The organism is Planctomycetota bacterium (assembly GCA_039182125.1).
Taxonomy (GTDB): Bacteria; Planctomycetota; Phycisphaerae; order Tepidisphaerales; family Tepidisphaeraceae; genus JBCDCH01.
The window spans coordinates 43,726-59,034 of sequence record JBCDCH010000023.1 but is presented as its reverse complement, the minus strand read 5'-3'; the positions used below and the strand labels follow the sequence as shown (position 1 = coordinate 59,034).

Below are 15,309 nucleotides of genomic sequence, written 5' to 3'. Positions count from 1 at the left end.
GGATGCGATCCGCCTGAACTGGATCGGCGATCCGAGCGAACACGTTCACTTCCGCATCTACCGCTCGACCGACGGTGTGGACTTCGACGTGCTGGGCAACGTCTCGGTATCCGAAGCCGGCCTCGGCACCGAAGTCGGCCCGGCAACGTGGGTGGATACGACCGTCGAATCGGGCAAGAAGTATTGGTACCGCATCCGGGGCTACAACCCGTTGGCCGGTTACTCGCACACGACCAACAAGAACTGGGCCGTCGCGACAATGCCCACGCCGACGAACGTGCAGGTGAGTGAACCGAACGATTACGAGCTTGACCTCACCTGGGATCCGGTGCATCCCAATGCCGACCATGTCGTGATCCATGCCAGCTTCGACGGAGCGGCCCCCGAAGTCTGGACGCTTCCGAAACAAGCTACACGTTTGGGAGCGACTACGACAGCGTTGTCGAACTCTCGGTAGCTGCCGGGCGGGATGACTCAGGAGCCATCTCAGGCTCACGCACGATGGCCGGGGGGCCGAAGTTCAAGAAGGCGACCGGGGGTATGCAAAGCTTTTCGTGGAGCTACATCCCCGGCGGTGATCCTGGAGATATGAACGGTGTGAGCGTCTCGCCAGCACCCGAACCCGGACCGCCCGACCATCCACCAGCCTCCGGACACTCGATCGAGCCGGGCCAAGCCAAGACCTTCACCATTTCCGGCCTGCCCGAGCACCGCGAAGCTCAAGCTAGCGCCATCATCTACTTCGTCGACCACGATTTCGAGTTTTCAGCACTCGGCCAGACCATACAACGCGGCTTCGGAACACAACCCGTCGTCCACAGCGGTCGAGAGGTGACCATCACCATCACCAACAATGAAGCGACCGGCGGAGGCAGCATCATGGTCGGCGGCGTAAGCGTGACGATCTGGACACCGATCGTCGGTGCAGAGACGGTCGACGGCGAACTGACCGAAGACGAAGACGACGGTTCGGTCCGGCTCAACCGATCCGGCGATAACCAACTCACCGCCATCAACACCGGCTTCCGCCCCGCGGGCGGAACGGCAACACCAGGCAAGGACTACACAATCCCACCATCGGCCACGGTGCCAGTAGGCCAAACGCATTCGCCCGAACGCATCGTCGGCGAAAAGGACGATCCAGATGCCGAGGGCGAAGAAAGCATCCGCCTCCGCCCGACCGACGGGCCCGGTTTCGTTCTGGCAAGAACAGGGGTGGCGCAATTAAATATAGACGATGATATAAATGTTCAGAAAATCACTGTCGAACCATTTCTCGGACTGGATATTGCGGTTAATGGTTTTGAGCAGCTTTTTTTCATCGTCATGGAAGGTGAACGAGTTGGTGATGCATGGTCTATGCAAACAATTGATAGCACCTTAGATTTTTTCGATATGGCCACAGGTGAACAGCTTGGCCGCGATGATGCCCTCCAACAAGATTTCTTCCTAAACCAACCTGATTTCGATCCTGTTTCGGTGTGGAGCGATGGACCGGAAATTGACACTGGTTGGGATCCGATTCGAACAGCAGATAGACCCACTGCCACAATACGGCAAGATGGAAGCCGAGGACGAGTTGTGGACACCCACCGATTCGGTGTTCCTTTTGTTCAAGCCCTGTTTGCGGGTGGCGTACAAGCTGTGTACGCTAATCTTGCAGCTGTGACACGAAAAATGGTGTTTACCGCTGGCAAATGGGATCCTGCCACCGAAGAGTTTGTTGATGGAAAATTCACCGAGCACTCTTGGCAGTACAGATTCAGCAACTTCGATTCAGAATGGCTGGTCAACGACGATCCACCCAGACCTGAGCACATCGCTAAAGCCGCGATCTCGTTGAAAGGCCCCGGGAAAATTGTAAATGTTCAAGGTGTCCAGAACTGGCCCTAATTGCATTTTCGCAGAAGCGCGAGGACCAATCTAATGATCAACCTGTTGTTCTTAGCAATAAGTTTGTGTACGCCCTCTGATGTGGTGATATCTTTTGAAACCTCCGGTCCAAGGCCTCTCATTCACGTGTTGATCCTAAATTACGCACACCCCAACAAAGATGACACTGTGTGCGTATTTGGCGATGTCCGTCGTTCACCCCATCCAAGCTCAAAATTATTAAGACAACATCAGAACAAGCCACCCATCGAAGGCCGATCAGTTCATGGTCTTACAACGATAGCTTTCTACTATTGCTCCGAAGATGTTGAATTTCTTAATGCGATTGACCTGCGAGCAACCGGTGAGCTAACTGGTGTTCACAACATTAGCGCTGGCAACATCGCATACTTACGTCTCCCGGCTTTCCCGGACCAAGAACCGATGGGCCGTGGAACAACACAAATGATCAGAGCTAATCCCGATGGCTCTATCAAGGTAACACAGGTGTGGTGCCTGTCGTTAGCAAAAGAAAAGATACTCGGATATGCCCGTTCGTTGGTTGGTGTTTGAAGGGACCGCGGCACAAGTTGATTTCCGCTATCTTTACACGGGCCGCAGCGTCGCCATGCCGCCGTCGATGATGAGGGTGGTTCCGGTGACGTTGCGGTTGTTGGGATCGGCGAGGTAGGCCACCGCAGTGGCGATCTCGGTGGGGGTGATCATGCGGCCGGTCGGTTGGCGGGCTTCGAGGCTTCGGCGGTGGGCGGCCGGGTCGTCGACGCGGGCGATCAGCTCGGCCATGAACGGCGTGTCGACCGTCGCGGGGCTGACCGCGTTGACGCGGATGTTCTCGGGAAGCAGGTCGACCGCGAGTGCCGCGGTGAGGGATTGCACCGCGCCCTTGCTGGCGGAGTAGACGGCGCGTTGTGGGATGCCGTTGGTCGCGCTGCAGGAACTCATCAGCACGATCGACGCCGCGTCGGACTCGCGCAGCCACGGCAGCGCGGCGCGGACCACGCGGAACTGGCCGAAGACATTCACATCGAACGTACGTTGCCAGTCGGCCTCGTCGTTGTCCTCGATGGTGCCGACGAGGCTCACGCCAGCGTTGCCGACGAGCAGGTCGAGTCGGCCGTGTTGCTTGGCGAAAGCGTCGATCGCGGCGCGGACCTGTTCGCCGTCACGCACGTCCGCAATGAGCGGCGCGCATCCGTCGGGCACATCCGCGCCGACGTCGAGCGCGCCGACGGTCATGCCCCGGTCGCGCAGGTCTTCGGCGATCGCTCGCCCGATCCCGGACGCGGCACCGGTGACAATCGCGATGCGTTGGCTGTTCGTTTCGCTCATGGTCAGATCGCGTCGATGATGATGAAGCTGTCGAGGTCGGTCCGCGGCACGTAGAACAGCATGCCATCTTCAACCCGCGTCGCATAGGTCGCGCCGGTGTCTTCGACCCTGGGCATGTCGAAGTCGAACGTGTCGACAACGTCGCCGCTGGCGGGGTCATGGGCGGTGAGGCGTAGGTGCTTCGACGCGAGGCCGGAGACGTCGAGGTAGAGCAGCTGCCGCACGGGCATGTAGACGTAGAGGTACGAACCGTTCGTACACCTCGCGACGCGGATGTGGCTGACCGGGTCGGTGTTTTCCTGCGCGGCGAACGGGATGCCCACGCCCATTGGGTCGGCCCAGGCGGGTTGCTGGGTGTAACTCCGCAGCAGTTCCTGCGCCGGTGTGCGTGTGAAGTAGCTGCGCGAAAGCAACGTGTCCTTGAGCAGCTTCAACTGTCCGCTGCCCGGCTCGCCGAGCGCGACGTCCCACGTCATCATCGACTCCCCCTCGGCGCCGTGCACCTTGTCACCCTTGCGATGCACCTGCCGTATCGGCTCGCAGCCGTAGGTGTGCCCCGCCGCCCCGGCCAGCACGCTTCGGTAGTACGCCTTGCGCACGTCGTACGCGCTGAAGACCACGTCCATCTTCGGCTGCAACCCGTGCCATGCAGTCAGGAACATCGGGATGCGTTCGTAGTTTGCCTCGAGGTCGATCACCGGCTTGGTCGGCCGCTCGGCATGCAGCCGCTCGATGTGCAGGTAGTTGGGGAAGTTCGGCTTGAAGTGGCTCGACTGGATCGCGTTGAAGTCGAGCCACGGCTCGCTGTGGAAGATCGCCGATGAGCTTTGTCCTTCGGGGTGGAAACTGATCAGGTGATCGGCGCTACGCCCGCTGCGGATGCCGTCGGCCATCGCGCGGATCGTGTCGGCCTCGGCCTGCGTGCGGACCGGGCTGTCGCCGCCGAGAATCCAGATGACGTTCTCGCACTCGCCCAGCGCGTCCGACAAGCCGCAGCAGTACTCACGCGCCGATGCTCGGTCCATGATCACCGGCCCGGCCGAGTTCGAGTGCTCGTTCCACTTGTCCCCCCACGTCGGCAAGAGCCCCATCGTCAGCCCGTACTCCGCGGCGATCTTGGTCACGCGCACGACATGCGCGACCCAGTCCGGATTGAGCCGAACCGCCCGCATGTCGTCATCGCTCGCGAACGGCTTAACCCCCGCGACGTTCGCCGTGTTCGGCTTGAAGAGATCCCGAAACACACACGCCTGTACGACGGTGAAACCCTTCGAACTTCGGTCGACAAAGAGCTTGCGTGCATCGTCCTCGGTAAGCTTGTTGAACAACAACCACGCCGTGTCAGCAAGGTAGAAAAACGGGGAGCCACCATCGCACAAAAAGTGACTCCCTTGATTAACGCACAATCGCATGCCCAAACAATAGCACAACGAAAGTTGTGCGGTCCATCTGGTCATGCGACCGTGCGTATCAAATCCGATGGACCTGATCAGAGATTTTCCGCGACGCCGTTAAGATAGAAAGTCAACAAGCTCTTCGGCTTCGAGTTGATCATCAGAAAACAAGCTGATCTCAACTGGCGATGGGCTAGGCAAAAATGGGGTTTGAGAGACGAACGCCGCTGCTTCTGTTCCTTCAAATCGAAATTTGAAGTTATCTAAAGCAGCATACACGCCATACCCGCCGGGTAAAGGGTTATCACCTTGCTGGAAGTTGACTTCAATCTTATCTACTAAAATCTGAGATGCTGGCGGAATCAAATACAACTGGGGATCAAGCTTACTATTCGGTGCAACTGCAAGAGCGTCCAACGATACTGGCTGCCCCCCGACAGGAAAGATTGTAATAACGGCATCAGCATATGCGTTGGGATTGTACCGATTACCGAGCAAATCAAATGATTCAAGTATGAAAGGAACATCATCAGGTCGCGTGATACGAATGCCGCGACCAAAGTTAATAGGATGTAAGACCTGATTACCACTCGCGTAGCCATCCGCTTCGCCTAAGATAAGGAGATCCTCATCTACATTAGTGGGCGAACCATCAAAACTCAGAAAGGTGAATCCATCTTCCTCATATGTCTCAAGTTGCTCCGTATAAGAACTAAACTCAACGGTAATCGTTTCGAGAGGCGGCTGCGCCGCCCTGTAACGGAACAGCACCTTTTCACCTGGCCCATTAAACACAGGTGCGCCTCCAGTTGAAACGATGACCCTATCAAAAGCATCCGTCAGGATACGAGATTCGAGACTCCCGCTATCAGCTTCGGCAACGACCCCGGCAATGTTGAAGCTTGGTGTTACATCATCTAAATAACTCGAGTCGATGATTCCCGTGGCACCATCTAATTTCACAGTAATGAGTCGATTCCCAACTCCAGCATTACCAACTGAAATATAGATATTATCATCGGTAACCGCAATATCCACTTCTCCGCTAAGATTACCAAGTGTAGCGCTGTGATTTTCCAGCACAAAGCCACCAAAGGTTTCGTCCCGGATACCGTCAGCGGAAAATTTTTGTACAACAAGCGTCGATTGGATCGCCTGCGAATCCCCAACCCCGGCGACAACAATGCTCCCATCTGGAAGTGTTGCGATCGACGGCATTCGTAAATTTTGAACCTCGATAAACTCTTCAGAGCCAAACGGGATGGGCTTCAAATCGGTTCCAAATCTCTGGATAAACGTCCGTGGAGCATCACCGGGAGTTATCGCGGAAAAATCGATATCTCCGATCGCATATATGATGTCACTATTTGGATTCACAGGATCTGACAATACCGTGGCATCGAAAATTCTTCGAATGTTGGTTCCACCACCTGGTACGATATGGCTTTGAATGGCCGCACCAGTTTCAAAGTCAAATGATGCTAGTCCTGTTGATGATCCCAAGGTTATACCAGGACCAAAACTGCTACTTTGCCCAATCACTACAACCTGCAGTTCACCGTTAGTACGTTGAAGTACAAGTTCCTCGGGATTAATTTGCCCGGCACCAAACTGGCGTTCCCCAAAGACGGAGCTTTCACCATCCGGCGACACACGTGACATACTCATAGCCCATCTGCCATTTCTAAACTCTTGAATAGCAGCACCGATTATGAGGGAGTTGTCTGGCGCAACCTCAAGTCCAGCCAAACGAACGGCATTGGGTGCTCCTTCCCATTCAACGAATGTAGTTCCCGATCCATCACCGAAGCTTGAATCATTGCCACCGGCCGGCACCCCAGCACCAGTCAATCTTTCAAGCTGAAAGCCATTAGACTTTTGAGTTAGAAGAACAACGTCATTACTACGTTGCAGTTCGGTGTCAATCAGAATTTCTCCATTTGAACTATCTTCGACTCGGCCGTTTACTCCCCATGAAGGATCCCGGCCGCCTGAAGACAGCAACCTACGTTCTTCGAGTTTTTCAACAAACGACAACCCCGAAACTAACTGATCATTAGTCTTCATAACGACTCCGAAGTAGTGTGTCTGGAATCGCCCACGAGCGGTTCGCGAGTCCTCGATTCTTTGACGTTACATTTTTGACGCCGCACTTACAGTGATGTTTCGGCGATCAGCGAGATTTGGTTACTTCCCAGTTCTTGCCAACTATTTGTCAAACGATGATTGATGTGCATGGTTTGCAGGAGTTATCACCAAGGGGCGGCAAAGGGGGCATTCCTATTTCTCCGCCTTCATTCCCGCGCCGGCGTCGTCGCCTGCGGGTGGAGATGGCGAAGAAACAGGAATTTCCCCTTTGGACCGGTGCGCTCCGCGTTGACCGGCGGAACACGGTCACTACCGTGTTGGCAACGTGATGCCAATAAGTCAGGACGTGTATGACGCGGTGGTCATCGGCGGCGGTGCGGCCGGGGTGGGGATGGCGGTCGCGCTCAGGGATGCGGGGCTGACCAACTTCGTCGTGCTCGAACGGCTGGTCGTCGGGGCGTCGTTCGTAGCGTGGCCGAAGGAAACGCAGTTCATCACGCCGTCGTTCCCGACCAACTCGATCGGCATGCTGGACCTGAATTCGATCGCGCTGGGCGTCTCGCCGGCGTTCAGCCTCGAAGTCGAGCACCCCACCGGCAAGGCCTACGCGGCGCACCTCCACTCGGTCGTGAAGCACTTCGAGCTGCCCGTTCGCGAACGAACCAAGGTGACGCGTGTCGAGAAGGACGGCGACGCATTTATCATCGACACCGAGGACTCGACGCTGCGTGCGAAGCATGTCATCTGGGCAGGCGGTGAGTTTCAGTCCCCCCGGCTCAACGGCTTCCCAGGGGCCGAGCTGTGCATGCACACCGCACGGGTCGCCAGCTACGAGAAGCTTGAAGGCGACAACTTCATCGTCATCGGCGGCTACGAGAGCGGCGTCGATGCGGCGTACCACCTGGCGTATGACGACAAGCGCGTCCGCCTGTTCGACAAGGGCTCCCCGTGGAAGGGCGAAAGCTCGGATCCGAGCGTCGCACTCTCGACGTTTTCGCTGGAGCGGATGCGCTACGACTTCTTCGAGGAGATGGTCGAGCTGCTGCCGAACTCGCCGGTGGCGTCGGTCGCACAAGTTGGTGACGCGTATGAAGTGACCACGTTGGACGAGCGCGTGTTTCACACACCCCAGCCGCCCCTGCTTGCGAACGGATTCAAGGGAAGTCTCAAGCTCGTGGCCGATCTCTTCGAGTTCCGCGAGGACGGGTTCCCATTGCTGAATGAGCAGGACGAATCGACACGCACGCCGGGCCTGTTTCTGTCGGGCCCGATGGTGCGGCACGACAACCACGTTTTCTGTTTCATCTACAAGTTTCGCCAACGTTTCGCCGTGGTCGCCAAGACGATCGCGACGTCGCTCGGGCTGCCCGCCGAACATCTGGAAGAGTATCGCAAGTGGGGCATGTACCTCGACGACCTGTCCTGCTGCGGAGAGGAGTGTGTGTGTTGAGCGACGAATCGGCTGCCATCACCGCTTCACCGACCGTTTCGACGTCCCCGGCATGGGTGGGCCGGGTGCTGCGGATCGAATGGCTCGGGCAGACCACGGCCAGCCTTTGCTGGATCGTGAGTGTGTTCGTCTACGGCATCAGCTCGGCCGGCGACGTGCTGCAACTGTGCGCGGCGTCGGCGTGGCTGCTGGCCAACATCGCCGCGGTCGCGACCGCTCGGGACGGATGAGATGATCAAGCCCCGCCGGCACACACGCCGTAACGCCCAAAAGCAGGCCGCCTGCTTGTTGAATCAACAGATTTGGTGCTTCGGGCGTGACATCATGCGTCCCGAGGGGAACTGGCTCATCGAGCTCGGCTTCGAACGCTTCGAACCGCCCGCCAAGCTCGAAGGCTGCCCGAGCATTTACATGCTGAACTTGCCGGAAGGTCGGTGTGTCGTGCTGCGCGGGTTCGGTATCTTCTACGGCGATCCGCAGCGCGGCGTCGTCTTCCTTCAGCGCTACGAGTTTGCCCCGAGATTCACGCCCCATGCCACGCTCAAGCGCATGCCGTGGACCGTCGCGGACGTGCGGGGGTTGCGGGCACCGACCGCGTGCCGACGGACAGTTTGTGCGTCGTTGACGGTCGATGCGATTGATTGGATGCGGTCGTACGAAGCGGACGTCATCGAGCGTCTGGGCCTTACGTACCGCCGATCGACGCTGGCCAACTGGGACAACGACAAGCGACCGGTCATGGCGGCCGAAGCGATGGTGCCGGCTTGGCGTAAGCTCAGTGTTCTCATGGCGGATGATCTACGTTGGAGGTCGGACTGATGGACACCTTCGGAACAACGAGAACGCACCGCATCGCCGCCCGCATGTGCCTGTTCATCGCGTTTGTGCTCGGCGGCTGCACCGTACCTCCGCCCGGCATTGCGAACACGGACGGCACCACGCTCGACGCGCCGGCGATCGACACGCTGTCGTTGTTGCGTGAAGCCGCGGATCACGAAGCGTTGTTCACCCTCGCCGGCGGCCTCAAGCCGATGAGCAGCGGCATCTGGCGAGGGACATTCCTCGTCGACGATCCGGATCTGAGCGAAGTCCGCGAAGTTCGAGCCGCGCTCGCGCCGCTTCGCAATGACGTCTGGTACGCGGATGTTCAGGTGTACGACGAGCCGTACGACGGCGAGCGGTTCGCCGATGCGTACGTCGTTCATCGCGCCGCCCTTGCCGGCATGATCGAGCGGTACGAATCGTTCTGGAGTCCTTGGGGCATCACCCCCGACACGCACCCGGCCGAGGTCGTCGCCGTCGTCGATCGAATGCCCAAAGCCGACCGCTGGCGCGGCTACGGCTACCTTTTCGGCTACCCAGCCGATGCCGTCGACTTCTTCGTCGAGGCGGGCATCGCCGCGGACCAAGGCGGTGACGTCGGCCCCGGTAAGGACCGCCGCTTCATCCACATTCGGACTTACGCCGAAGCCCAAGGCCGTTTCACCTACGCGGTGCCGCTCGAGCACGTCCTGACCGACGCCGACAAGGCGCTCGCCGACCAGGCACGTTGGATTCTCGAGGCATACACGCAACGCCGTACACGGATGACCGACGTGCGAAACGCACTGACGGAACTGCGGCGACTTAACGAGCGTTTCGACGCCGCCGTGGTCGTCGATGGAGCCTCCCGATGAAACGGCGCGACACCTCCCAGCAACGTGCGATCCGAGCCACGATGGACGCGGCGGGGCGTCCGCTCTCGGTCAATGAGATCCACGAGTTCGCGGCCGAAGACGTACCGACGCTCGGCCTGCGCACCGTCTACCGCGTCGTGAACCGCCTGCTCGACGACGGCGTGATCGCGCCGGTCGTCGTCCCCGGCCAGCCCGACCGCTACGAACCGGCCGAGGTCGCCGCCAGGCACCATCATCACTTCCGCTGCGAACAGTGCGACCGCGTCTTCGACGTCGACGCCTGCCCCGGCGGCCTCGACCGCATGCTCCCCCCCGGCTTCCAACTCACCGGCCACGAACTCACCCTCTGGGGCCGCTGTGCGGAGTGCATTTGATCAAGCGCCAATGAGGCAAGATCTCTCCGTGGTCGCGGGTAACCCACGTTGACACAAACCCATTGTCAAATCGTACTTGGTCGTAACCCCGACCACGCACGCGAAGCCAGCTACACGCGATTTACGCATTCCAAATCATTCTGTCAGTAACAGGATCATTTCTTCATCCGTCACGCGGCGCGGCCCGTCTTCCACCTGCTTGGTCACGTTCAGGCGCCGATCAGATACTATAACAACGCCTTCGGGTACTTCTAAAAATCGCTGACGCTCTACTTTGCGTGGCGATGAGGTCTCAACGACAACGACCTGTCGAAGAGCGTTGCCGTCGATGGTACGAATTGTTTGTCGAATAACCCTTGGGATACTGTCAAACTCGTCTGTATGAAATTCCAAGGCTTCGGTTTTCACCTTAACTTTTGGCGTGGTCACTTCCAACGACGCAATCCGACAGCGGCCATCGACGATCGCACCTTCAACCGAAACGACTGTCTCCCCAAAAGTGTTTTGAATCTCGAAATGGTTGTCACCAAAATCAACAAACTCCCACTCTTCATACCTTGGGTAATCCAACGGGTGATTCAGAAACATCGGGAGAAAGAAGCCGTGCGGCTGGACGAAATTGTCCCTGTCACTGATGACAAATGAGGATCGTCCGGACTGGGCCCATTCCATTTTCAGCTCGGCTCGCTCGCCGGTAAAGCAAGTACCCCACGAACTTGGTCGGTCATCGCCTTCGCGTTGTCCGAGGAGATCGTTGTTTGTGCCGGATACGAGCCAACTAATCGGCGTCGAAGACTGTATACATCTGTCGCCACCGCCTTGCCCAATAATTGTTTTCCAGTCGCCGGAGTACCGGTCAAGCTGTTTGACCGTTTCCGCATTAGCGCTTGCCTGAGGAAGATCGCCGTAAAGCACTGCCACTACCGCGTCAACTTCCACGGCATTCTCGACAAGTCTCGAAAGAGAGGTACTCAAGTCATTTGACCTGACCAAATCAGTACTTACAGCGGCCACCAATAAAAGTAAAGCGTGGATTGACAAGTTCATGGCTTATTGGGCAATTGCTGAAACACAGGGATCCAGAACCTCTTGTAATTGGATTACCCACCAATGTCGCGCACCCATTTTCGCCCTGGCTGGCATAACGTTGAACCAAAGCACAAACGGCCAATGCGTCTTGGCCCGCCACCGCATGGGAACAGCCATCGTCCGCGATCTTGTTTTGGGTACACCCGTAATAGGTTACCGGTGTATCCTTCGCGTGATCGGTATCCAAGTAGTCAAGCTCGTAGCATCCCTCGGTGGCACAATGTTGGCCATCCTGACATCTAAAATTTAGATCCGGAAGCGGCTCATCAAATCTGGGCGGAACACCTTGGGACAAAGCGACGGTCACTACCGTAACTGATGCTACAACCGCGACACAGACGCTTGCTGAGATGGGTAAGTTCACGAATGACTTCCTTTCAATGGGTTATCGCGAAATGTTGACGACACCATCACCGAACGGCATTTGGTGTATCCCTTTTGGTATCCCGACAACGTTAACTTTGATCCCGACAGTCACGAGGCCTTCGCCATCGTCGTCGACTACCGGGATGTGACCGATACCTTTGTCCCAGCGGAGTTCCGAAGGCAGACCTCGCGCTAACGACGGGCCGCAAACAACCGTGAGAGTAACGAACTCAGAGCCTGCTGGTACGACCAACGCGTCGGGGATCAAGGTGTACGCGGGAGGCAAAACTGTCAGACTGATTGGCAACACGAATGTCTCGGATGTGCCATTCCCGACAACAGCCAGCCGCAATGATTTAGACTCCGCACCCGATTGCGATCGACTCGGCCGTGATAACACATCAATACTGGCACTGGATCCTGGAGAAATCGTAATCGGAAAAATTGTCGTTGTCGTGGCAATACAGCTGCAATCTGAAGCAGCACTCAATACGGTGACTTCTGATTTTCTGCGATTTGTAAGTGTCACAGTGCGATAGACCCGGGCACCCCCAGTGATTTGCCCGTACTCGATTTCATGCGGTATGAACTCAAGATCGTTAGCCCTTGGGCCGTCGACCGTAACCAGAACAGATTGCCCTGCAAGAGTTCTCGTCGATGGCGAGCTTGCTTCTTGATCGCAGCCAATCAGGATAAAGCTACAGATGATTAACAAAACCGCCAATCGATTACACACCATTCCCTTACGATACTGTGTACAGGCTATTTTGCAATCAACGAAGATAGGTGGGCGAATCTTCTCAACGAAATGGAGCCTGCTTACGAGTCGGATCAAGACAAGCCGAGATACTTATTCCGACCCGCGACGAGGGCGGCCATTTTTCGATCGGCGATGCTTCGTTTGAGCATCCAGAAACCGCAGTCGGGGTGGACATAGCCGACCCGGCCATCCCCTAAAACTTTCTCGGCGTGTTCGATACTTCGGGCGACTTCATCGGATGTTTCAATATGGTTGACCTTGACGTCGATCACGCCGAGGCCGAGCTTGATTTTCTTGTCCACCGCTCGCAGGGCGTCGAGGTCTTCGGCCGGTCGGTGGGCCAACTCCAACACGACATGATCACAGTGAAGGCCTGACAAGAAATCGGTGAGTTGCCGCCAGTGGCCGGCCTGGATCGTCTGTCCGCCATAGTTGCCAAAACAGAGATGGACGGCCCGTGTGGTGCCGGTGTCGATGGCGTCGAGCACGCGATTGATTGCTCGAAGGGCCATGGGTGCCTCATCAGGGTTGCCGGGGACATTCGCCTCATCGACCTGAACACAAGCGGCAGGAAGGCCGGGAACCTGACCGGCGAGTACATCGGCGATCGCCATGAGCATCGTTTCGAAGCCGCCATAGTGACGGTCGAGCAGAGTGCGGGCGAGCATGTATGGGCTGGTGATCGTGAACTTGAAATCGCCCCCCGCCACATCGGCCGCACGGCGACAATCGCTCAACAGGTCCAATCCGCCCTCGCCCAACGGGCCTTCAACGACGGCCGCCGGCCTGGCCCGAAACGCCATCGGTCGCAACGCGCGGAACGCTTCGGCATCACTTCGCCCCATGCGCGATCGCACGCCGTCCATCGGTCGCACGAAGTACTCGATCATCCCGTTGGTGTCGGGGTGATCGACGTCAAAGCGGTACAACTCGCCGTCAGTAGGCAGGTCGATGCCGGCTTGGCGTTGGGTGTCGAAAATGACCCGCGTCGCATCGACCAAAGCCTCCTCCGACGGTGCGGACGCCAACCAATGAGGAATGGGATACGAGCCGACGGTTGTGGTGCCAATACGCGGGGGTTCGGCGGCCATCATGACTAATGTAATTGGCCAACTTCGCAACACCACCGCGTCGACTCCCTGGATGACGGCTTCGGGAATGACGCCAACGGTTACGCGGGTTGGTCGCCCACAACGCAGTTTTGAGGGCAAGGTTGCGAGTCGTCATTGGGACGACCACCCACGCGCACGACAGCCGTCTTTACGCCGGTTGAGACTTCGTACCACGGCGGTACAATCGCAGCCCTTTTCTTCGACACCCACAGGAGCCACCTGCACCATGTCCGTTACCGACGCACCTGCCGCTGCCGGCAAGATCGCCCAAGTCATCGGCTCGACCTTCGACGCCGAGTTCGACGAAGGCCACCTGCCCGCCATCTACAACGCCATCAAGATCTCCTACGAAGTCAACGGCGAGGCGAACACCCTCACCGGTGAAGTTCAACAGCACCTCGGCGGTGGCAAGGTCCGGGCCGTCGCGCTGGGCGGCACCGACGGCCTGCGGCGTGGGATGGAAGTCTCCGACACCGGTGCTCCGCTGACCGTGCCGGTCGGCCTGGAGACGCTGGGTCGCGTGTTCAATCTGTTGGGCGAGCCGATCGACAACCGTGGCGAGGTCAAGACCGAGCAGTCGCGTCCGATCCACCGCGAGCCGCCGGAGTTTGACGAGCTCACGCCCAAGGCCGAGGTGTTCGAGACGGGCATCAAGGTGGTCGACCTGCTCACGCCGTTCATCCGCGGTGGTAAGGCCGGCCTGTTCGGTGGTGCGGGTCTGGGCAAGACCGTCATCATCCAGGAACTCATCGCCCGCATCGCCCGCCAGCACGGTGGTTATTCGGTGTTTGCCGGCGTCGGTGAGCGCACCCGTGAAGGCACCGACCTGTGGCTCGAAATGCAGGAAGCCGCCATCGGCGACACCGGCAAGAAGGTCATCGACCAGACGGTGATGGTCTTCGGCCAGATGAACGAGCCCCCGGGCGCCCGCCTCCGTGTCGCTCTGACCGCGCTGACGATGGCGGAGTTCTTCCGCGACGAGACCGGTGCGGACACGCTGCTGTTCGTCGACAACATCTTCCGCTTCACGCAGGCGGGTTCGGAAGTGTCGGCGCTGCTGGGTCGTATGCCGTCGGCCGTGGGTTACCAGCCGACGCTTGCGACGGAGATGGGTGAGCTGCAGGAGCGGATCACCTCGACCAAGGGCGGTGCGATCACGTCGGTGCAGGCCGTGTACGTGCCGGCCGACGATGCGACCGACCCGGCCCCGGCCAACGCGTTCGCCCACCTCGACTCCTTCATCTATCTCGAGCGTTCCATCGCGGCCAAGGGCATCTACCCCGCCGTCGACCCGCTCGCCTCCAACTCCCGCGCTCTGGACCCACAGATCGTCGGCGAGCGTCACTACGACGTCGCCCGCCAAGTCCAGACGATGCTGCAGCGCTATCGCGACCTGCAAGACATCATCTCGATTCTCGGCGTGGACGAGCTTTCCGAGGAAGACAAACTGGTCGTGAGCCGGGCCCGCAAGATCGAGCTGTTCTTCAGCCAGCCGTTCTTCGTCGCGGAGGTCTTCACCGGCTTCCCCGGCAACTACACGAGCCTGGAAGAAACCATCAGCAGCTTCGAACGCATCCTCGCCGGCGAAGCCGACAGCGTGGAAGAATCCAACTTCCGCTACGTCGGCGGCCTGGACGAGGCGATCGAGAAGAGCAAGAGCTAGAACTCCGTCAACCAAAGTGAAACCAAGACCGGCGTCACATCGACGCCGGTCTTTTTTGTGTGGCGTTAAGTCGCGAATCGATGCTCCGACAAAAGCTTGTAGGGGTTGGAAAAGC

At 58.3% G+C, this 15,309-nt stretch carries 14 protein-coding genes; 9 read left to right on the top strand and 5 right to left on the bottom strand.

Features of this window, described 5'->3' with window-relative positions; translation table 11 throughout:
- The 3 genes from AAGD32_08175 to AAGD32_08165 form a co-directional block, all read left to right on the top strand.
- Positions 1 to 457, top strand: a 457-nt coding sequence (locus AAGD32_08175) for a hypothetical protein (protein ID MEM8874224.1), incomplete at its 5' end; no start/stop codon positions are given.
- Between the two features lie 44 nt (positions 458 to 501).
- A complete protein-coding gene (locus AAGD32_08170; GenBank protein MEM8874223.1) occupies positions 502 to 1,893 on the top strand; it encodes a hypothetical protein in 1,392 nt (463 codons plus the stop codon).
- Between the two features lie 33 nt (positions 1,894 to 1,926).
- The gene (locus tag AAGD32_08165; protein MEM8874222.1) at positions 1,927 to 2,445 is read left to right on the top strand and encodes a hypothetical protein; all 519 of its coding nucleotides are present in this window, start codon (positions 1,927 to 1,929) and stop codon (positions 2,443 to 2,445) included.
- A 33-nt stretch (positions 2,446 to 2,478) separates the two neighbouring features.
- Here the strand turns inward: AAGD32_08165 and AAGD32_08160 are convergent, their stop codons facing one another.
- The 3 genes from AAGD32_08160 to AAGD32_08150 all read right to left on the bottom strand — a co-directional run bounded on the left by AAGD32_08160 (position 2,479) and on the right by AAGD32_08150 (position 6,683).
- Entirely contained in the window at positions 2,479 to 3,222 is a 744-nt protein-coding gene (locus AAGD32_08160; GenBank protein ID MEM8874221.1) for an SDR family oxidoreductase, read from the bottom strand.
- Positions 3,223 to 3,224: 2 nt separating this feature from the next.
- Positions 3,225 to 4,634, bottom strand: coding sequence for a DUF4038 domain-containing protein (locus AAGD32_08155; GenBank protein ID MEM8874220.1), 1,410 nt, complete (start codon positions 4,632 to 4,634; stop codon positions 3,225 to 3,227).
- 99 nt (positions 4,635 to 4,733) lie between these two features.
- Positions 4,734 to 6,683, bottom strand: coding sequence for a hypothetical protein (locus AAGD32_08150; GenBank protein MEM8874219.1), 1,950 nt, complete (start codon positions 6,681 to 6,683; stop codon positions 4,734 to 4,736).
- Between the two features lie 346 nt (positions 6,684 to 7,029).
- On the opposite strand from AAGD32_08150, the gene AAGD32_08145 reads away from it, so the two are divergent.
- Genes AAGD32_08145 through AAGD32_08125 form a run of 5 tightly spaced genes read left to right on the top strand, consistent with a single transcriptional unit; the run spans position 7,030 to position 10,204 of the window.
- Complete coding sequence (locus AAGD32_08145; protein ID MEM8874218.1) at positions 7,030 to 8,154, top strand: NAD(P)/FAD-dependent oxidoreductase; 1,125 nt, start codon at positions 7,030 to 7,032, stop codon at positions 8,152 to 8,154.
- A complete protein-coding gene (locus tag AAGD32_08140; GenBank protein MEM8874217.1) occupies positions 8,151 to 8,384 on the top strand; it encodes a hypothetical protein in 234 nt (77 codons plus the stop codon). Before AAGD32_08145 ends, AAGD32_08140 begins: the two co-directional genes overlap by 4 nt.
- A gap of 1 nt (position 8,385) precedes the next feature.
- Positions 8,386 to 8,973 (top strand): hypothetical protein, encoded by a 588-nt coding sequence (locus AAGD32_08135; protein MEM8874216.1) that lies wholly within the window; start codon positions 8,386 to 8,388, stop codon positions 8,971 to 8,973.
- Entirely contained in the window at positions 8,973 to 9,830 is an 858-nt protein-coding gene (locus AAGD32_08130) for a hypothetical protein (protein ID MEM8874215.1), read from the top strand. Before AAGD32_08135 ends, AAGD32_08130 begins: the two co-directional genes overlap by 1 nt.
- Complete coding sequence (locus tag AAGD32_08125) at positions 9,827 to 10,204, top strand: transcriptional repressor (GenBank protein MEM8874214.1); 378 nt, start codon at positions 9,827 to 9,829, stop codon at positions 10,202 to 10,204. The genes AAGD32_08130 and AAGD32_08125 overlap by 4 nt, the downstream gene beginning before the upstream one ends.
- 135 nt (positions 10,205 to 10,339) lie before the next feature.
- Here AAGD32_08125 and AAGD32_08120 read toward each other — a convergent pair whose 3' ends face one another.
- Both AAGD32_08120 and AAGD32_08115 read right to left on the bottom strand, forming a co-directional pair.
- A complete protein-coding gene (locus tag AAGD32_08120; GenBank protein ID MEM8874213.1) occupies positions 10,340 to 11,251 on the bottom strand; it encodes a hypothetical protein in 912 nt (303 codons plus the stop codon).
- Positions 11,252 to 12,490: 1,239 nt separating this feature from the next.
- Complete coding sequence (locus AAGD32_08115) at positions 12,491 to 13,510, bottom strand: cobalamin-independent methionine synthase II family protein (GenBank protein ID MEM8874212.1); 1,020 nt, start codon at positions 13,508 to 13,510, stop codon at positions 12,491 to 12,493.
- 247 nt (positions 13,511 to 13,757) lie between these two features.
- Between AAGD32_08115 and atpD the strand changes: the two genes are divergently transcribed.
- On the top strand, positions 13,758 to 15,194 hold the full coding sequence (atpD, locus tag AAGD32_08110) for a F0F1 ATP synthase subunit beta (protein ID MEM8874211.1): 1,437 nt from the start codon (positions 13,758 to 13,760) through the stop codon (positions 15,192 to 15,194).
- The last annotated feature ends 115 nt before the right edge of the window (positions 15,195 to 15,309 follow it).